The following is a 19,046-nucleotide window of genomic DNA, read 5'->3' on the forward strand; positions in this document are numbered from 1 at the left end:
TCACCAAGCACAAGCAGCGTGGCGACGCGATGGTCGACCTGTCTGCGACGTTGACTCCGGAGGCGTGGGCGGTGTGGGAGCCGATTTTCGCGAGGTTGGCCGCGCCGGGGATGTGTAATCCCGACGATCCCGAGCCGTGTACGTCGGGGACGCCGTCGCAGGCCCAGATCGACAACGATCATCGCAGCCTGGCCCAGCGCCAGCATGATGCGCTGGTCGCGGCCGGGCGGATCGCGTTGATGAGTGGGCAGCTGGGGCAGCTCAATGGGTTGCCGGTGTCGGTGATCATCCGTACCACGGTGCAGGATTTGGAGTCTCGGGCCGGGGTCGGTGTCACCGGTGGGGGCACGGTGGTGCCGATCTCGGAGGTGATCCGGATGGCCGGGCATGCCAATCACTATTTGGCGGTGTTCGACCGGGCCAGCGGGTCGGCGTTGGAGTTGTTCCGCACTAAACGCGTCGCCTCCCCGGCGCAGCGGATCATGCTGATCGCCCGTGATGGCGGGTGTACCAAGCCGTGCTGCACGGTCGGCGCGTACGGCTCCCAGACTCATCACGTCGTCGCGGACTGGGTCGATGGCGGGAACACCAACGTCGATGAAATGGGCCTGGCGTGCGGGCCGGATAACCGCAGCGTCGGCGCCGACGGCGGTGGTTGGTCGACCCGGATGAACGACCGCTGCGAGGTGGAATGGATCCCACCCCCGACACTGGACACCGGCCAAGCCCGGCTCAACTACTACCACCAACCCGAACGACTCCTCCGCCCACCAGACAACCCGGAACCCGACAATCCCGAGCCGGCCGAGCCCGCGGCGGGCAGCCAAGTCCGCGTCGCGGAACCGGACACCCCACGAACCGCCGACGATCCCGGCGAACCCGGCGGACCCGCACCACCGGGCGGCCGGGCGGCCTGACGGCCGCAGCACACCGTCCGGTGGGCCGGCGGTCAGGACATGACGAACGCGCTCAGTGGCGCTTCCTCGGGGTAGGCGGCGGGGCCGCCGAGGTCGTAGGCGGCGTTCAGCGCCCCGATGAAGGCCGGATCATGCAGTGGCGCGCTGGGGACGTCGATCTTGATGCCCTTCTTGGCCAGATCGTCGACCATCATGTCGATCGCCCTGTCGATCGTCAGGTCGTCGGAGTGGTCCATGTTCTTCTTCAGCTCGTCGTAATCGGAGTACACCTCCGCCGACCAGTGCACCAGGAACCGCAGCTCGTCGGTGTGGTGACGGGCGATGACGTCGTCACCGTTGCGCAGCACCCAGTGGTCACGGGATTCCGGGTCGCCCGCGAACACCGTGTCGAAGGACAGACCCGCCGGAACCTGTTGTTCCAGTGGTCCGTTGGCCTCGCCGCGGTGCATCATCATCTCGTTCTGCACCACGACGCCGCGGTTGTACACCGGGGGCTGCACCCGCTTGGGCGCCTTGAGTGGGCCGTCGGGCCAGTAGGTGAACCCGCTGCCTTCATCGTGTGAGAACCAGGTGATGACCTGCGCCATCTTGATCAGGTAGTCGGTGAACAGCCCGGACTTGCCCATCACGCTGACCAGCCACGTCGGTGCGTTCTCGTAGCGCACGCCGCGGAAGCTGGGAGAGTCCAGGTGGCCGGGGTCGCGGTTGCAGCACGGGCCGTTGATGTTGAACAGCATCATCTGCGGTTTGGCGTACTCCGCACCCCAATAGGATTTCGCCTCTTCAAGGAACTGCGCGTTGTAAAAGCAGTCGTGCAACTCGGGGTAGAGGACGGTGCCGTAGTTGGCGAGGTGTCCGCGGAAGGTGGGTGTCAGGAACAGATCCAGGGTGGGAGTGAAGCCCTCGGGAAACTGGCCGCTCATCGTCGCCATCAACTCTTCAGGGGACGAGAAGTGCTGGGCGATGATCAGACTCCACGGTGCGTCTTCGCGCACGACATCCAGCAGGCGCTGCCGCTGATTGTCGGTGTAGACGTTGTCGACCTCGCGCGGCGGCGCCGCGGGGCGCAGGATGTCAGACAGTTCCCTGCGCCGTTCGTCGGTGAGCATCGGTACTCCTTTTCTTCAGATCCGGCGTGGGTGCGCCATTGCTGTGGTCAATTGTGGTTTTCCGCACCGGGGTCAGAACCGGACATGTCCGGCCACTGGGAGACTGGTCGGCGCTCGGAGATCAGTGCGGAAAGGGCAGTGCGTTGGTGAACTTCGCGCGCAGCAACGCCCCGACCTCGGCCATCGCCAGGCGGCCGCGCGCGGTGGCCTCCGACCGCATCAGGAAGCCGTGGTACATGCCCGGATAGCGGGTGAGGGTCGTCTGCACCCCGGCATCACGGAGCCTTCCGGCGTAGCGTTCGCCCCAGTCGGTGATCGGATCGAGTTCGGCGGTGACCACGATTGCCTGCGGCAGGCCGGACAGATCGGCGGCGTAGGCCGGGACTCGCCGGGTGTCGTGGGGAGGCCCCGCACCGATGTCGGCGAGCTCGTGCAGGTACACGATGTCCTCGTGAATCAGCATGGGAGCATTCGGATTTGCCACGACAGACGGGGCGGCCATGTCGCGGTCCACTCCCGGGTACATCAGCACCTGTGCGAACAGTCCGGGGCCGCCGCCGTCCCGCGCGGCCAGCGTGATAGCCGCGGCCAGGCCGCCGCCGGCACTGTCGCCCGAGACGACGATCCTGCGCCCGTCGAACCCGAGCCGCTGCGCCTCGGCGGCCACCCAGTCGGTCACCGCCCATGCGTCCTCGAACTGTGCCGGTGGCGGATGCTCGGGCGCCAACCGGTAATCGACAGCCACGACGGCGGCACCGCTGGCCGCGGCGAGTGCCCTGGCCATCGGCTCGAATGAACGGTTCGAACCCATCACCAACCCGCCGCCGTGCAGATGCACGATCACCGGGGCGGGATCACCTGCGTCGTCGGGACGGTAGATCCGTACCGGGACCGGGCCGCCCGGTGCGGCCACCTCGGCGTCGCAGATCTCGGCCATTGCCGGCATATCGGTTGGAGGAGGCGCTGATTCGAGTGCGTCACGGACTGCCTGCAGTCCCCGTTCCCGAATCGGAACCGGCGGGCCGAAGGCGGCGACACGGGCCGCGGCGTCGGGATCGAGTGTCGGGCGGTGGGGCATCGCGAATACCCTCAGTGCCTGGACGGGTCGAAGCGGCGTTTTGTGCGAAGCTGAGGAGGTGTCAGCGACGTAAGCACGCCGGCCCGTTCGGCCATCGCGGACGCGACGTACTCCGGTTGGGTCAGCAGATAGAACGCGCCGTCGGCGGACTGCTCGAACACCACCTCGGCGGCTTCGACGGGATCCATTGCGGCAGCCTTGATGTCGAGCATCGCCTCGCGTTGGGACTCGGCGGCGGTGACATCAGTTCCCGCGACGGCGGGGTCGACGCCGCCGGCCGTCTCGAAAATGTTCGACTTCACCGCACCGGGCAGCACGGCCTGCACATGGATCAGGCCGCCGTGGCCGGCCAATTCCACTTCGAGCCGCAAACATTCGGTGAGCGCGAGCACCGCATGCTTGCTGACGATGTACGGCGCCTGCAACGGGACGCTCGCCACCCCGCCGATCGAGGACAGGTTCCACACCCAGGCCGGGACGCCTGCTGAGATCATCCTGGGCAGGAATGCGCGCACCCCGTGGAAGACACCGGAGACGTTGATGTCCATCACCCTGTTCCAGTTGGCCACCGGGGTGTCCCACAGGTAGCCGAACTGCTCGACACCGGCGTTGTTGACCAGAAGCCGCACCGGTCCGACGTCCCGGTAGACGTGTTCGGCGAGGGCGTCCATCGCGTCGGCGTCCCGGACGTCGCAGACTTCGGCGTGCGCAGTGCCGCCGTCGGCCCGGAGTTCGTCGCGTAACGACTCCACCGCCGGACCGTCCACGTCGGTCAACACGACCGTCATCCCGAGGCGGTGAGCGTGCCGGGCCAGTCCGGCGCCGATTCCGGCGCCGGCTCCCGTGATGACGGCGGTGCCGCCGCCGAAGGTGTCCCGCGCCCGGCTCATGCGCCGGTCGCGGTCTTCGCCCGGTGCTCCACGAACGGAATCGAGTCCTCGGCGTCGAGGATGACGGTCATCGAGGTCAACGCCAGGCGGTCGCCGTCGCGCCGGATGCCGACATCGACCACGCCGGAGGACACGTCGAACGGCACGTTGTTGGTGACCTGGTTGACATACAGGTAGAAGCGGGCCGTGGTGACTGTGCCGTGCGGGCCGGTGACGCTGCCGGTGCGGAAGATGTTGGTGGCGTGATGGCGCAGCGGATACGGGTTCTCGTCGCGGTGCTTGCTCAGCCACGCCAGCGTCTCGGAGCCACCCTGCAGCTCGGCGGCCAGAAGCTCCTCGAAAGGGCAGTTGCCGGAGTCCGACCGGCTGAGGTAGTGCATCTCGTCGGCGACATAGCCGGCGAGCACATCGAACTGTCCCTGGTCGTAGTGGTACCAGAAAGCGGCGATGAACTCCTGGACTTCCGGCAGCGTGATCTCGTTGGTCATGGTGACGAGTGAACCGTCACGGTGTGCGCCGCGACACCGCGCCGCCCGGTCAGCGGAACACCTCAGTCGGTGATCAGGGCCCACAGCCCGGCCGCGCCGGCCGCCACCGCGCTGCGCGTCACCTGCTCGTCCCAGTGCCGCACCGATCCGTACTCCGAACGCCAGGCCAGAGCCGCGCGGGTGTAGAGGTGCAGCCGGTGTTCGATGGTGGTGCCGATCGCCCCGAGCGCCTGGTGGGCGTTGCGCACCACCACCGATGCCGCATGCCCGGTGCAGGAGCGCGCGACGGACACCAGGAAGTCGAGATTTGGTGCCGACCAGTCGCTGGCGACGGCGGTGGACACCGCGGCCTCGGTGGCGGCCCGCGCCAACGCCGCCTCGGCGGCGAGGTCGGCGACCAGATGTTGAATCGCCTGGAATTTCGACAGGGGACGGCCGAACTGACTTCGTGAGGTGGTGTGTTCGGTGACGACGTCGACGATGACGTCGAGCGCCGCGCAGACCTGGATCGACCGCACTAGCGCCGACTTACGGTGCAACTGTGCCACGAGGGCGGGGTCCACCGTGACCGCGTTGGGTGCCAGGGCGGCGATGTCCACGGTGACGGTGTCGCGCGGCTCACCGATCATGTTGGTACCGGGAGTGATTTGGAGCCCGGCGGCATCGGCATCGGCAAGGAGGTGTCGCCCGTCGTTGCCGGACCAGACAACCACCACCCGCTCGGCGGTGGACGCCCATGGGACCCCGGTGGCTGTGCCGGAGTCGTCGAGCACACACACCGTGCGCGGGGCGCTATCGACCGGGCGGCCGGCCGCCTCGAGCAACCAACAGGCCAGCAGGTCGTGTTCGGGCAGCGGCACCCGCACGGCGTTCCTGACCGCGGCCGACATCAATTCGGCGGCCTCCGGCCAGCCTGCTCCACTGCCGCCATGGTCCGGCGCGCCGGTCAACCGGACGAGGCCCAATTCATCGAGGACGTGCCACAGTTCGGCATCGCGCGTCACCATGCCCGTAGACGGGTGCTTCCCCCCGTGGGCGGCGAGAACGCCGTCCATCATCGCGGTCAGTTCGGGATCGACGGTCATCGCAGCCCCAATCCCCGCGCGATGACTCCGCGCAGCACCTCGGTCGTCCCGCCGCGCAGCGTGAACCCGGGCCGCTGATCGACCGCGGCCGTGATCAGTCCCCGGAACGCCTCGTCCGTGGCGGTCTCATCGCCGGTGCGCAGGTCGGCGAAGTCGGCGATGTCGCCTTCGGTGGTGGTGCCGAGCAGCTTCACCACCGCGGCGGGCACATCCGCAGCTTCGTGGCGCTGCAGCGCACCGGCCACGGCGCTCGACATGTGGTGCAGGCCGGCCACTCTGGCAACGAGTCGCCCGAGTCCGTCGTCGCAGGGCATCTGGTGTTGCGCTATGCTCTCCGCGGAGGCCGCCAGAAGCGGGAACGTGGACAGCAGCCGCTCGGGTCCGCTGCGTTCGAAGGCCAGCTCCGAGGTGACCTGGCGCCAACCCTGACCGATTTCGCCGAACACCATGTCGTCGCTGACGAACGCGTCGTCGAGGATCACCTCGTTGAAATGGTGGCTGCCGTTCATCGACACGATGGGCCGCACCTCGACGCCGGGACCGTCGAACCTGACGATGAACTGACTCAGGCCGTCGTGGCGGTGCGCCGGGTCGACGGGTGCGGTCCGGGCCAGCACGATGAACGCGTGCGCGCGGTGTGCTCCAGAGGTCCACACCTTGGTTCCCGACAGCGACCAGCCGCCGTCGACGGGAGTGGCCTTGGTGCGCACGCTGGCGAGGTCGGATCCCGAATCCGGTTCGCTCATCCCGATACCGAAGAAGCACTCCCCGGCGGCGATCTTCGGCAGGAACTCCCGCTTCTGGGCCTCGGTGCCGTTCTTGAGCAGTGCCGGCACGATCTGGCGATCGGCGATCCAGTGCGCGGCCACGGGGGCCCCCGCCGCGAGCAGCTCCTCGGTCACTACGAACCGCTCAATATGCGAACGGCCCTGCCCGCCATACTCTTCGGGGACCGTCATGCCCAGGTAACCGTGTTGGGCCAGCGCTGCGGTGAACGCCTCGTCCCACCCGCACAGCCAGGAGTCGACGGACGGGACGAAGGTGCCGGCGGACAATTGCCCGGCTACAAAGGCACGGACCTCGGCGCGCAACGTCGCGGTGTCGGCGTGGCCGACCCCTGCCGGAGGGACCAGCCGAACGCCGGCCATCAGGTGGTCCGCCATCGGTGGATCCGCGCCTCGTGTTCGGCGTCGTGGTGGGCCAGCGGCTGCATGGCCGCCGCCATACCCAGTGTGGATTCCAGCGCGCCGGTACGCGACTCCTGCAGCAGGCGCTTGGCCATGCGCAGGGCATGCGCCGGATTCTTGGCGATGCGGTCGGCGAGATCCTCTGCTGTGCTGAGCAGTTCGTCATGGGGGACGACGCGGCTCACCAGACCCCAGTCCAGCGCGGTGACGGCGTCGATGCGGTCGCCGGTGAAGGTCATCTCGGCGGCCCGCTCGTAACCGATGGCGCGCTGCAGGAACCAGCTCCCACCATCGCCCGGGATCAGGCCCAGTTGCACGAAGCTCTCGGCGAACGAGGCGCGTTCGGAGGCAATCCGGATATCGCACATCAAGGCCAGATCGCAGCCAGCCCCGATGGCGGCACCGTTGACAGCCGCGATCAGCGGGACCTCGAGTCGGCCGAGGGCGCGGGGTATGCGTTGGATGCCGTCGACGTAGGCGTAGCGCTGCTCGATCGGCGCGAGACCGAACATGCCCTGGCCGTCGGCCATCTCCTTGACATTGCCGCCGGCGGAGAAGATCTTGCCCTCCGCGGTGAGGATGACGGCACGCAATCCGTTGTCGGAGTTGGCCTGTTCGGCGGCGACCTCGAACGCGGCGATGACGTCTTTGCCGGTGATCGCGTTGCCCTGCTCGGGACGGTTGATGGTCCAGGTCTGCACTGACCCGTTGGTGGTGATGCGGAGCGGCTCGGTGGTTACCGACATGACAGGCCTCCAGGCTCTCGGTGGGACGGGTTCAGGGCAGTTGCAGGGACTTCACCTGTAGGAACTCCTCGAACCCGATGGGGCCGAGCTCGCGGCCGATGCCGGACTTCTTAAAGCCGCCGAACGGCGCTGCCGGGTTGTACTTTCCGCCGTTGATGTCGAGCTGACCGGTCTGCACCTGGCGCGCGAACGCGATGGCGGTGTCGTCGTCAGCTGCCCACACCGCCCCGGACAGGCCGTAGGGCGTGCCGTTGGCAATCGCCAGCGCGTCGTCGGTGTCACGGTAGGGGATGACGGCCAGCACGGGACCGAACACCTCCTCCTGGCCTAACTCGGAGTCGGGGTCGACGTCGGCGAAGACCGTGGGTGCCACGAAATAGCCGGTGTCGGCGATCTTCTCCGCGCCGCCTGTGAGCAGCCGCGCGCCGTCGCGCTGAGCACGCTCGATGAAGCCGAGCACGGTCCGGTACTGACTTTCAGATGCCGACGGCCCGATCCGGGTACCGGGATCCCACGGGTCGCCGACGGTGTACTTCGACACCGCGGCCTCGACCAGGTCGAGCGCATCGCCGTAGCGGTCCTGTGGGACGAGCATGCGGGTCCACGCCATGCATGTCTGCCCCCCATTGAGAAACGCGTTGCCGACGCCGACCTTCACCGCCGCCGCGAGGTCGGCGCCGTCGAGAATCACGTTCGCCGACTTGCCGCCCAACTCGAGGGCCACCTTCTTGACGGTCCCGCCGGCCAGTTCACCCACCCGGCTGCCGACACCGGTCGATCCGGTGAACGACACGAAATCCACGTCGGCATGGGCCGCCATCCGTTCCCCGATCACCCGCCCCGGCCCCGACACCAGATTCACCACCCCGGGCGGCAGGCCGGCGTCCGCAAGCGCGTCGACGAACTCGAACACCGACAGCGGCGCCTCGTTGGAGGGTTTGAGCACGACCGTGCACCCCGCCGCGATCGCCGGGATGACCTTGGCGACCACCTGATACAGCGGATAGTTCCACGGCGTGATCGCCGCGACCACACCGTACGGTTCGCGGACGACCAGCGAGTTACCGATGCGCTCCTCGAACTCGAACCGCGCCAGCACATCGGCGAACGCCCGCGCCACCGCCAGCGGCACCTGGGTCTGCACCGACTGGGCGATACGGATCGGCGCACCCATCTCGCTGGTGATGGTCTCGGCGATCGCAGGCAGGCGCTTGTCCATCGCGGTGATCACCGCGTCGAGACGGGCGCGACGCTCCGCGACGCCGATCAGCGGGTCGAACGCCCGTCGGGCCGCGGCGACGGCGGCATCCACGTCGTCCTCCGATCCCGCCGGGACCGTGCCCAGCACCTGTTCGGTGGCCGGGTCGACGACCTCGATGAGGCCGGTGCCGCGGGCGGGGGAGACCCAGGCGCCGTCGATGAAGAGTTCGGTGCGGGCGTAATCGTGGTTGTGCATGGTGCTTTCCGTGGGTGGGTCAGGGCACGATGCTGGCGCGGACATCGCGTTTGTCGGCCGCGGCGGAGAAGGCGGCGTTGATGTCGTCCAGCGAGTAGCAGGCCGCCGCGAGTCGCTCGAACGGCAACCGGTGTTGGTACCGCTCGAGGAAGTCCAGCGCCCGGGACAGCACCGACGGCTCGTAGAGCGACACCCCGACCATGGTCTTGTTGGCGAACACGAACCGCGAGGGATCGAACTCGAACGTCTTGCCGATGTTGATGTTGCCGATCTCGACGTAGCGGCCGAACTGACCGAGCAGCCTGAGACCCTCGTCGATCGCCGATGGGTGGCCGACCACCTCCACCACGACGTCGGCGCCCTGCCCGTCGGTGTGCTTCCGGACGATCTTGGCCCGGTCCTTGTCGGTGGTCTCGCTGATGTCGATGACGGCGTCGGCGCCGAACGCGGTGGCCAACTCCAACCGTTCGGGCACTCCGTCAATCGCGATGACCTTGGCCGCGCCGCGGGCCTTTGCCACCGCGACGGCGTAGAGCCCCAACGCGCCGGCGCCCTGCACCACCACATACTCGCCGAGCTGCTGGTCGACTCGCTCCAGCCCGTACATCACCTGCGACAGTGCGCAGTTCGCGCCGGCGGCGATCTCGTCGGACACCGAATCAGGCACCGTGTAGACCACCGCGCCCGCCGGAAGCACGAAGTAATCGGCATACCCGCCGACGAAGTAGGGCGATTCGTCGGCACGGCCGAGCATGGCCATCGTCAGGTTCAGGCACGCGTTGCGTCGCCCGGCCAGGCAGTTACGGCAGGCGTGGCAGCAGAAGAAGTAGGGAAAGACCACCCGTGTTCCTGCGGTCAGCGCCTTCCCGTTGGAGTCAGAGGTCACTCCTTGGCCCAGAGCCGCGACAACGCCGACCATTTCGTGGCCGAGCACGGTCGGCAGCTGCCCGCCCAGCCCGCGGGTGGCGAAGGTCCCGTGCCAGGCGTGCACATCGGAACCGCAGATATTTGCCCGAGTCACCTTGACCAGGATCTCGCCGGGATTGATATCGGGCAGCGCGACCGTTTCGATCTCGAATGGCCTGCCGGGTTCGTCGAAACGGGCGATACGACCTTCGAACGGCGCAACAGTCACGGGTTGACGTCCTCTCGGTTCACCTGCGGATGCACACGGCCGCATCTGTTCTCGTACGGTAGCGGCGCCGGAATCGGCCAGGTCCGGGGCTTCCCGGCCAGCGGTCACTGTGGGCCATGGCACGTTTGCGGCGGTCCCCACGTCCCGCAGCCGGAGCGCTCAGGCTTTGATTTCGGTGTTGGCGAAGCGTTCCCGCAGCACGCGCTTGAGCAGCTTGCCGCTAGGGTTCTTCGGCAGCGAGTCGACGAAGAACACCTGCTTCGGCGTCTTGAACCCCGCCAGATGCGTGCGGCAGTACTCGAGGATCTCCCGTTCACCGAGATCGGCGCCGCGACGAACGACGATCGCAGCCACCACCGCTTCCACCCACACCGCATCGGCGATGCCGAAGACGGCGACCTCCTCCACGGCCGGATGGCGGTAGATGACCTCCTCGACCTCACGGCTCGCCACGTTCTCGCCGCCGGTCTTGATCATGTCCTTCTTGCGGTCGACCACGTGCAGCAGACCGTGCTGGTCGTAGTAGCCGAGATCACCGGAGTGAAACCAGCCGCCGCGGAACGACTCTGCGGTCTTGGCCTCGTCATCGAGGTAACCCAGCATCAGATGCGGGCTGCGGTGCGCGATCTCGCCCACCACGCCGGGACCCACCTCGAGGTTGTCGTCATCGAGGATCGCGGTCTGCACGTTGACCACCGGCCGACCCGCCGAGCCCGCGTGCGCGTCCTGTTCGTCCGGGCCCAGCGCCGAGGCCAGCGGGGCCATCTCGGTCTGACCGTAGAAGTTCCACAGCCGCAAATGAGGCAGCCGCTCACGCATCTCGGCCAGGATCTCGACAGGCATGGCCGACGCGCCGTAGTAGCCCTTGCGCAGGCTGGACAGGTCCACCTCGTCGAACACAGGGGAGCGCAGCAGGGAAATCCACACCGTCGGCGGAGCGAAATAGTTTGTCACGCAGAACCGTTCGATGCTGCGGAGCACGGTTTCGGGATCGGGGCGCGGCACGATGATGCTGGTGGCACCGAGGTAGATGTCGGTGATCAGGAAATTGTCGAGCTGCGCACAGTGATAGAGCGGCAGCGAGTGGACCTCGACGTCGCTGCCCTCCATCGACCCGGCGATGATCGAACTGATGTAGTTGCCCATCAGGCTGCGACTGGAGTGCATCGCGCCCTTGGGGTGGGACTCGGTCCCGCTGGTGTACATCAACCGGATCAGCTGATCGTCGTCGATGAGGGGGTTGGGTGCCGGCGACGTGGTCTGCATCCACGCGGCGAAATCCTCCCAGCCCGTAGGCAGACTCTGTCCCGGCAGGACCAGCGCCGCCGTGGATCGGACCGCACCGCCGAGACGCATGGCCGCCTCCGCGGTCGGCACCAGGTCCGCTTCGGCGACGAAGCCACCCGCCCGGCTGTGCCCCAGGATGAACGCGATCTCCTCGGCGGTCAGCATGAAGTTGACCGGAACGAGAACCACCCCGGCCCGCCCGGTCGCGAAGGCCAGAACCGCGTACTGCCAGCAGTTGTGCGCCAGCAGCGCCAGGCGGTCGCCCGGCGCGAAACCGTTGTCGGACAACGCCGCAGTGGCACGGTCGACCAGGTGCTCGAACTCGGCGAACGTCAGCCTGACATCGCCGTCGACAATCGCGAGTTTGTCCGGATGCTTGCGCGCCGGACGCCGCGGAATGTCGCCGAGAGCGTGGCTGCGCACCCCGGCCGGCACCGCCTGCAGATCATCCATGCCCGGACTGTAGGTGTCCGGTCACGGCGACGGGCGAGTTGCGTCCCGCTCAGTAGACAAGGGCGCCGCGGACCCGTCCCGACGCTCACATACTCGATCCCCGGACCCGAGGAGGATCGATGACGACCGGTGTGACCGTGGCTGCCGACGACGGGACGCTCGACCCGGACGAGATGCGGACCAACCTGCACCGTGCCGACGCCGGAATCCTGGTGGCGGTGCTGGCGCAGTTGACCGGCGACCTGAGCGTGGTCGATCGGTACGCGCCTAAGCTCTCGTTCGAGCCGGACCCGCCCGAGCACGTCGGCGTCACCGACCCGGACACGCTTGACGTGCTCGTCGATGAGCTGGTCGCGGCGCTGACCCGGCCGCGCCGGCCCGACCGCCTGGCGTTCGACGATCCCGCTCTGTTCGCGCGAGTCGCCCCGCTGGCATTGGGTACCGAGGTGGGTGAGGAGTACCGCGGCCTGTTGCTGGAACAAGGTGGCTTCCACCCTTCCCAGCCGGTGCTGCCCCGAACCGCGAAGCTGCCCAACGGCTTCAAGGTCGTGATCGTCGGGGCCGGCATCGCCGGCATGGCGGCGGGGCTGGAATGCGCGGCCGCCGGGATCGACTACGAGATCATCGACCGTAACGACGAGGTCGGCGGCACCTGGTACACCACCGTCTACCCCGGCATCGGGGTCGACACCCCGTCGGCGTACTACTCGCTGTCTCGCGACATCAACGGCAACTGGTCGAGCTACTACCCGCAGGGCGCGGAGTACCAGCAGTACCTGCAGTCGGTGGCCGACCGGAACGCGCTGCGCGACCACATCCGGTTCAGCACCGAGGTGGAGGCGCTGTGGTGGGACGACCGACGCTCGCAGTGGGAGATCCGCACCGCGGCCGCGGACGGCGCCCGAGAAATCAGCTACGCCAACGTGGTCATCCCGGCCGCCGGATACCTCAACCGACCCCGCTGGCCAGATCTGGCCGGGCGGGAGTCGTTCCGCGGCGTGAGCATCCACTCCGCCGAGTGGGATCCCGATCTCTCGCTGCGCGGCAAGAAGGTCGCGATCATCGGCGCCGGGTGCACCGCGGTGCAGATCGTCGACGCGTGTGTGGACGACGTCGAGCACCTGACGGTGTTCCAGCGCCAACCGCACTGGGTGGCACCGCGGAAGCGGTTGACAGACGACGTCCCCGAACATCGCCGCTGGCTGAACGCCCACATCCCGTTCTACGCCAACTGGGTTCGCCTGAAATCGTTTTGGGGCACCGCCGACAACAACTATCCGGTCATCGTGCGTGATCCGGAATGGGCTGCCGACCACCTGTCGATCTCGCCGGCCAACGACGTGCTGCTGCGCCTGTGCCAGGAGTACATCGACCGCATGTTCGGCAAGGATTCCGAACTCGCGAAAAAGGTCACCCCGGATTTCGCGCCATACGGTAAGCGAATCATTCGCGACCCCGGTGGCTATTACGCGGCACTGACCCGTGAACACGTCGACGTCGAGGCCGCCGAGCCGGCACAGGTGAACGAGCGCGGTATCGTCACCGCGGACGGCAGGCAGGTCGACCTCGACGTGATCATCTACGCCACCGGCTACCACCTCGACTTCCTGTCCACGGTCGACATCCGCGGCCGCGACGGCGTGCGGTTGACCGAGGTCTGGGGCGACAGTCCCGCGGCCTACCGCGGCGGGCTCGTCCCCGGCTTTCCCAACATGTTCATCTCGTCGGCGCCCAACTACAGTCCCGGCCACGGCGCCGGCCACAACTTCGGCGTCGAGGTGATGGTCCACTACGTCATGGAATGCCTGCAGCTGATGGCGCAACGGGGAGCCGCCACCCTTGAGGTCACTTCGAAGGCGTTCACCGACTACGTCCGCAAGATCGACGACGCGATGGCGCAGACCGTGTGGTGTCACACCCCGACAGCGCACACGTACTACCGCTCGGGCGGCGGCCGCATCGTCACCGCGTTCCCGTTCCGGCTGATCGACGTGTGGCAGAGCCACCGCACCCCCGATGAAGCGGATCTGGAGCTTCGGTGAGTGAATTGTTGTCCGGCAGAACAGCTCTGGTCACCGGAAGTAGCCGGGGTATCGGACGCGCCATCGCGCAGCGGCTCGCCGCCGAGGGCGCCACGGTGGCCGTCACCGCCAGGTCCTACCAGCCGTCACCGTCGACCCGCGCCGGGCAGCAGGTGGAGCTGCCCGGCACCATCGGCGAGACGATCGCGCTGATCGAGGCAGCCGGCGGAAAGGCGTTCGGGCTCGCCTGCGATCTCGAGGACGCCGACGCACGTGCCGGACTGGTCGACCGGGTCGTCGAGCGCACGGGCCGGATCGACATCCTGGTCAACAACGCCGGCTACGCCGACTACTCCGTCATCGAAGAGATGCCGATGGAAACGTTCGACCGCACCGTCGACCACTACGTGCGCACACCGTTCGTACTGACCCAGAAGGCCGTTCCACACATGCGCCGACAAGGAGCGGGTTGGATCGTCAACATCGGGTCGGTCACCGGCCTGGCGCCCGCACGGCCCTACCGCGAGTACAACAAGTCGTCCGGCGACGTGATCTACGCCTCCATGAAGGCCGCGCTGCACCGGTTCACCCAGGGAGTGGCCGCCGAACTGCTGGACTCCAACATCGCCGTCAACGTCGTCGGCCCGTCCAGCGCCGTCCGGACCCCAGGCGCCGCGAGCCTGATCCCCGACACCTTCCCGACCGAGCCGGTGGAGTATCTGGCCGAGACGGTGCTGGCGATGTGCCACCTGCCGGCCGCGGTGCGCACCGGCCTGGTGGCATTCAGTCTGCACTACCCGTGGTCGCAGCGAATGACCGTGCACAGCCTGGACGGCGCCACGGAGTTGCCGCCGCTCGAACCGCCGGCCAACGCGAACCCGAACATCCAGCCCGCCGGTCTGTAGCCGGCGACCGTGCCGCAGCGGCCGGCGGCCGGCGCGTCAGCGCAGCCGGCGGCGTCAGCGCAGCACCCGGGCGTCGTCGAGGCAGAAGCTGTGGCAGACCCTGTCCCGGACAACAACTTCCGGGCACTCCGGATCGAACCACTGGTCGACGACGGCCCAGTGGATCGGATGCATCAGGTAGGGGCCCATGATGCCGTCGGCATCGCTGAACTCCTGCTCGAACACGTGAGTCCACGGCGATGCGCCGACAGTGTGGTCGGGCCGGCTCAGCTGCCAGGCGCTGATCGTCGAGACGTAGCCGGGCAGCAGTCGCAGGTCGGTCTCGAACCGGGCCAGCGTGTCGGCGTCGGTGCCCGGTGCGGTGCGCAACAACAGCGTCCGGTAGACGGTTCCGGGATCGCGGTCCGGGACGCGCTGCGCCAGACCGTGATAGCCGACCCCGTTGACGCGGCTGACCGCCGGGTCGTGCAGTGCCGCGTCGAACCGGTCGGCGACTGACGCCCAGTCCTCGGCGCTGTCGAAACGCAGGTGCACGAGAAGGTCGCCGCCGTTGCGGCTGCCCGCAAGGGTGGGCGCGACAAGGTGTCGTACGGCTCCGCTCTGCTCGGCCAGGCGTTGGAGTGCCTCCAGCACGCGGCGGCGGTCGGTCTCGTCCACGTCGACCAGGCGGGTCACGCTATACATCGCAGAGCCCATCGACGTGCTCGTAGCGCGCGGCAGCGCTGCGCTCCCGTTCGACGATGAGGTGGGCAACCCCGTCCCACCACGCGCCCAGCGACGGGTCGGGCCTGCTCTGCCACGTCATCTCCCACCAGGCCCGCGCGCTCGGCAGCGACCAGGTGATGGTGACGGTGTTGGGTTCGCTGTCGAACCAGATCGGCGGCGAGACAAGAACGTCGCGCAGACTCATGCCGCGCGCGCGGGCTTCCGGAGCGTACCCGCCGAGGTAGGTGTCGACGAACTCGCGGGCACACCCTGGCCGGGTCACCACCCGGTCGACGACGAAGACCTCGAACGTGGGGGCCATGCGAGCGAGACTAGGGTCCGCACCCGGCTGTGACGGCGCCGATCCCGGCCATCGGGATACCTCCGTTGACGCTCCGGTCCGCGGGGTCGACGGTTACGGGATGACCGATCTCAGCCCCGATCCGTTCGCGCCTGTCAGCCTCGGACCGGTGCGGCTGCGCAACCGGATCGTCAAAGCCGCCACGTCGGAGGGCCGTTCGCCGGACGGCATGGTGACCGACGATCTGATCGCGTTCCACCGCAGCTTCGCCGAGGGCGGGGTCGGGATGACGACCGTCGCGTACTGCTGTGTCTCACCGCAGGGAGCCAGTGCGCCCGGGCAGATCGTGATGAACCGGGACGCGCTTCCCGGGCTGCGCAGGCTCACCGACGCGGTGCACGACGCCGGTGCCGGCATCTCCGCTCAGCTCGGCCATGCCGGCGTGGTGGCGCCCAGGAAGCTGACGGGAGTGACCGCGGTGGCGCCGAGCCGGTTCGTCAACCCGACCTCGTTCGCCTATTGCCGGGAGATCCGCCGAGACGAGATCGCCACCGTCATCGACCAGTTCGGCCGGGCCGCGCAGGTCGCCGTGGAGGCCGGATTCGACGCTGTTGAACTGCATTTCGGGCATCTCTACCTGCCCAGCTCGTTCCTGAGCCCGCTGATCAACCGCCGCAAGGACGAGTACGGCGGCGGCATCGACAACAGGTCACGGCTGGTGCGGGAAATCGCGCAGCGGGTGCGCGATGTGGTGGACGACCGCATCGCGGTGATCGCCAAGCTCGACATGGACGACGGGCTGCCCGGCAGCATCTGGATCGACGAGGCGCTGCGCACCGCGCAACTGCTCGACGCCGACGCGACGCTGGACGCGCTGGAGCTGACCCAGGGGTCGTCGGTGTACCGGCCGATGTACTTGTTCCGGGGTGACGTGCCGGTGCGCGAATTCGCCACGGTGATGCCCCCGATGCTGCGTCCCGGAGTCCGGCTGATGGGCAAGGCCGTGATGGGCAGCTATCCGTACCGGGATCTCTACATGCTGCGCGCGGCACGGCAATTCGTGCCGGTCATGCGCAACACGAAATTGATCCTGCTCGGCGGCATCACCAACCGTGAGCACGTCGAGACCGGCATGCGTGAAGGGTTCGGGTTCGTCGCCATGGGCCGGGCGCTGCTGCGCGAACCGGACCTGGTGAACACGATGATCGCCGACTCTGCCGTGCGGAGTCGGTGCACTCACAACAACAAGTGCATGGTCACCGTGTTCGACCGCACGCACTGCGTTCTGGACCCCGACCAGCGCTACGGCGCGGCAGAGCCGATGCTGCCGACCAGATCGGCGACGTCCGCGCAAACCTGAGTGCGGGCGCGCAGGCAGATGTCCAGCGACGGCATCGTCATGAATCCGTGGATTCCGCCCTCGAAGTACCGGCACGCGGTCGGTACTCCTGCCGCTTCGAGCGCCTCGACATAGGCCAGCCCTTCATCGCGCAGCGGGTCGTGGCCTGCCACCACCGCGACGACCGGCGGCAGGCCGGTGAAATCCCCGGCGCGCAGCGGTGAGGCGTAGGGGTCGATGCGGTCGGCTGGAGAAGGCACGTACTGGTCCCAGTACCACTGCAAAGCGGGCCGGGGGTTGTAGAAACCGCGCCCGAACAGTCGATGGGACTCGGTGTCGAAATCGGCTGCGATCACCGGATAGAGCAGCATCTGCCCGGCCAAGGTAGGCCCGCCCCGGTCGCGGGCCATCAATGCGGTGACGGCGGCCAGGTTGCCTCCGGCGCTGTCGCCGCCGACCAGCACCGCCGACCCGTCGCCTCCGAACGCGCCGATGTGCTCGGCGACCCACGCGGTGACGGCATAGACGTCCTCGGCGGCTGCCGGCCACAGGCCCTCTTCGGAGGCCCGACGGTAGTGCACCGACACGACCACCGCCGACATGCCGTTGGCGAAGGCTCGACACAACCCGTCGTGACTGTCCAGATCGCAGAACACCCAACCGCCGCCGTGGGCGAAAACCAATGTGGGCAAAGGTGTGTCGACTTCGGTGTACGGCCGGTAGACACGCACCGGGACCGGCCCTGCCGGCCCCGGTATCGTGGCGTTTTCGACGGAGGCGACGGGCTCGGGCTGCGCGGCGGGGACGAACCGGGACCGGATCGCGGCGCGTGCCTGCTCGCCCGTCATCGTGTGGACGGGCGGAAAACCGGAATCCAGGGTTTCGATGATGGCGGCGATCTGCGGATCGAGCTTCATGCCGGCGGCGTGGTGGTCTGGCCGGGGCGGGGGACCGGGCCGCCGCGCAGCGGGCGCATCTGCTGCAGCGTGGGTGCCACGCGGGTAGGACCGCCGTCGACGGCGCGCCAGATACGCATCGCCGCCATCCGTACGGGAGCGACGAGGCGTTGGTCGAACTTCATATGACTCATCGGACCGCACACCGACACCGCGGCCGCCGCGTGGCCCGGATCGCCGATCGGGGCGGCCACGCAGCCGAAGCCCGGAACCGACTCCTCGCGGTCGAAGGCAACGCCGTGGGAGCGCACCTTCGCCAGGTCGGTGCGCAGCTGGGCATGCGTCGAGATGGAGTACTTGGTGAGCCGCGGCAGGAAATCGGTGTCGAACACCTCGACGTCCTTCTCGGGGGTGTAGGCGAGGATCGCCTTGCCGACCGCGGCGCAGTGGGCCGGCCGACGGCCGCCCACGCGGGTCGGCAGGGCCGCGGTCATCCGGTTGCCGACTTTCTCCATGTACACGACATCGGGTCCGTCGAGCACCGCAAGGTGGACGACAAGCCCGGTGGCGGCGTGAAGTTCGTGCAGCATCGGGATCGCGGCCTTGTGCAGCCGGTCCTGGTGGACAGCCAGCGAGCCGAGTTCGACCAGTCGCATTCCCAGCTCGTAGTCGCGGCCGTTGCGCCGCAGCCAGCGCAACTGGACCAGGCGCTCCAGCATGCGGTGCGCCGACGAGCGGGGCAGGCCGGTCCTTCGCACGATCTGCGCCAGCGTCAGCCGGCCCGGGCCGTCGAACGCGTCGAGCACCAGAGAGACCCGGTCGATCACCGCGCTCGGGGTCTCCGGGGCGGCCTTCGCGGCGGGTGCGGGTCGGTCGACGGTCACGGTCATCGGGATCCTCCGAAAGTAATACTTCTAATAGGCATATACCTATTGGTCATATAGAACTACCACACCGCTGTGCTCGCTGTCACATGAATGGCCGGGCGCACTGCGAAAGAGCCGCCGAAATCGCATTCCGCGAGGGCTTTGTGGACGGAAGGCCGCGC

The 19,046-nt window shown here is 68.0% G+C and carries 18 protein-coding genes; 4 read left to right on the top strand and 14 right to left on the bottom strand.

All coding sequences use genetic code 11. The annotated features are described in order from the left end of the window. A partial coding sequence (locus ACXMYJ_RS07075; RefSeq protein ID WP_460354965.1) for an HNH endonuclease signature motif containing protein occupies positions 1 to 917 on the top strand: 917 nt, incomplete at its 5' end. A 32-nt stretch (positions 918 to 949) separates the two neighbouring features. On the opposite strand, the gene ACXMYJ_RS07080 is transcribed toward ACXMYJ_RS07075, so the two are convergent. From ACXMYJ_RS07080 to ACXMYJ_RS07125, 10 genes are all read right to left on the bottom strand, one after another. Then, complete coding sequence (locus ACXMYJ_RS07080; protein WP_460354967.1) at positions 950 to 2,026, bottom strand: hypothetical protein; 1,077 nt, start codon at positions 2,024 to 2,026, stop codon at positions 950 to 952. Positions 2,027 to 2,147: 121 nt separating this feature from the next. Then, positions 2,148 to 3,104: an alpha/beta hydrolase gene (locus ACXMYJ_RS07085; protein ID WP_460354970.1), complete on the bottom strand. Its 957-nt coding sequence runs from the start codon at positions 3,102 to 3,104 to the stop codon at positions 2,148 to 2,150. An 11-nt stretch (positions 3,105 to 3,115) separates the two neighbouring features. Then, positions 3,116 to 3,994 (bottom strand): SDR family NAD(P)-dependent oxidoreductase, encoded by an 879-nt coding sequence (locus ACXMYJ_RS07090; RefSeq protein ID WP_460354973.1) that lies wholly within the window; start codon positions 3,992 to 3,994, stop codon positions 3,116 to 3,118. Next, positions 3,991 to 4,482, bottom strand: coding sequence for a polyketide cyclase (locus ACXMYJ_RS07095; protein ID WP_460354975.1), 492 nt, complete (start codon positions 4,480 to 4,482; stop codon positions 3,991 to 3,993). Before ACXMYJ_RS07095 ends, ACXMYJ_RS07090 begins: the two co-directional genes overlap by 4 nt. Positions 4,483 to 4,544: 62 nt before the next feature. Next, positions 4,545 to 5,567, bottom strand: a complete 1,023-nt coding sequence (locus ACXMYJ_RS07100; RefSeq protein ID WP_443187728.1) for an acyl-CoA dehydrogenase family protein — start codon at positions 5,565 to 5,567, stop codon at positions 4,545 to 4,547. Continuing rightward, on the bottom strand, positions 5,564 to 6,715 hold the full coding sequence (locus ACXMYJ_RS07105) for an acyl-CoA dehydrogenase family protein (RefSeq protein WP_443187759.1): 1,152 nt from the start codon (positions 6,713 to 6,715) through the stop codon (positions 5,564 to 5,566). Before ACXMYJ_RS07105 ends, ACXMYJ_RS07100 begins: the two co-directional genes overlap by 4 nt. After that, a complete protein-coding gene (locus ACXMYJ_RS07110; protein WP_443187727.1) occupies positions 6,715 to 7,500 on the bottom strand; it encodes a crotonase/enoyl-CoA hydratase family protein in 786 nt (261 codons plus the stop codon). Before ACXMYJ_RS07110 ends, ACXMYJ_RS07105 begins: the two co-directional genes overlap by 1 nt. A gap of 31 nt (positions 7,501 to 7,531) precedes the next feature. After that, positions 7,532 to 8,956 carry an aldehyde dehydrogenase family protein gene (locus ACXMYJ_RS07115; protein WP_443187726.1) on the bottom strand — a complete coding sequence of 475 codons (1,425 nt, stop codon included), beginning with the start codon at positions 8,954 to 8,956 and terminating at the stop codon, positions 7,532 to 7,534. A gap of 19 nt (positions 8,957 to 8,975) precedes the next feature. Then, entirely contained in the window at positions 8,976 to 10,136 is a 1,161-nt protein-coding gene (locus ACXMYJ_RS07120; protein WP_443187725.1) for a zinc-binding dehydrogenase, read from the bottom strand. A gap of 114 nt (positions 10,137 to 10,250) precedes the next feature. Further along, on the bottom strand, positions 10,251 to 11,831 hold the full coding sequence (locus ACXMYJ_RS07125) for an acyl-CoA synthetase (RefSeq protein WP_460354978.1): 1,581 nt from the start codon (positions 11,829 to 11,831) through the stop codon (positions 10,251 to 10,253). 119 nt (positions 11,832 to 11,950) lie between these two features. Here ACXMYJ_RS07125 and ACXMYJ_RS07130 point away from each other — a divergent pair, with 119 nt between their 5' ends. Both ACXMYJ_RS07130 and ACXMYJ_RS07135 read left to right on the top strand, forming a co-directional pair. Beyond that, on the top strand, positions 11,951 to 13,873 hold the full coding sequence (locus ACXMYJ_RS07130) for a flavin-containing monooxygenase (RefSeq protein ID WP_460354981.1): 1,923 nt from the start codon (positions 11,951 to 11,953) through the stop codon (positions 13,871 to 13,873). After that, positions 13,870 to 14,757: an SDR family NAD(P)-dependent oxidoreductase gene (locus ACXMYJ_RS07135; RefSeq protein WP_460354984.1), complete on the top strand. Its 888-nt coding sequence runs from the start codon at positions 13,870 to 13,872 to the stop codon at positions 14,755 to 14,757. Before ACXMYJ_RS07130 ends, ACXMYJ_RS07135 begins: the two co-directional genes overlap by 4 nt. A 54-nt stretch (positions 14,758 to 14,811) precedes the next feature. On the opposite strand, the gene ACXMYJ_RS07140 is transcribed toward ACXMYJ_RS07135, so the two are convergent. After that, positions 14,812 to 15,441, bottom strand: a complete 630-nt coding sequence (locus ACXMYJ_RS07140) for a Dabb family protein (protein WP_460355131.1) — start codon at positions 15,439 to 15,441, stop codon at positions 14,812 to 14,814. Continuing rightward, positions 15,434 to 15,784, bottom strand: a complete 351-nt coding sequence (locus tag ACXMYJ_RS07145; RefSeq protein WP_460354986.1) for a hypothetical protein — start codon at positions 15,782 to 15,784, stop codon at positions 15,434 to 15,436. Before ACXMYJ_RS07145 ends, ACXMYJ_RS07140 begins: the two co-directional genes overlap by 8 nt. 100 nt (positions 15,785 to 15,884) lie before the next feature. On the opposite strand from ACXMYJ_RS07145, the gene ACXMYJ_RS07150 reads away from it, so the two are divergent. Further along, positions 15,885 to 17,123, top strand: coding sequence for an NADH:flavin oxidoreductase (locus ACXMYJ_RS07150; RefSeq protein WP_460354989.1), 1,239 nt, complete (start codon positions 15,885 to 15,887; stop codon positions 17,121 to 17,123). Here the strand turns inward: ACXMYJ_RS07150 and ACXMYJ_RS07155 are convergent. Beyond that, positions 17,066 to 18,019, bottom strand: coding sequence for an alpha/beta hydrolase (locus tag ACXMYJ_RS07155; protein ID WP_460354992.1), 954 nt, complete (start codon positions 18,017 to 18,019; stop codon positions 17,066 to 17,068). The genes ACXMYJ_RS07150 and ACXMYJ_RS07155 overlap by 58 nt on opposite strands. After that, positions 18,016 to 18,888 (bottom strand): IclR family transcriptional regulator, encoded by an 873-nt coding sequence (locus tag ACXMYJ_RS07160; protein WP_460354995.1) that lies wholly within the window; start codon positions 18,886 to 18,888, stop codon positions 18,016 to 18,018. The genes ACXMYJ_RS07155 and ACXMYJ_RS07160 overlap by 4 nt, the downstream gene beginning before the upstream one ends. Between the last annotated feature and the right edge of the window lie 158 nt (positions 18,889 to 19,046).

This window comes from Mycobacterium sp. ZZG (assembly GCF_054786995.1).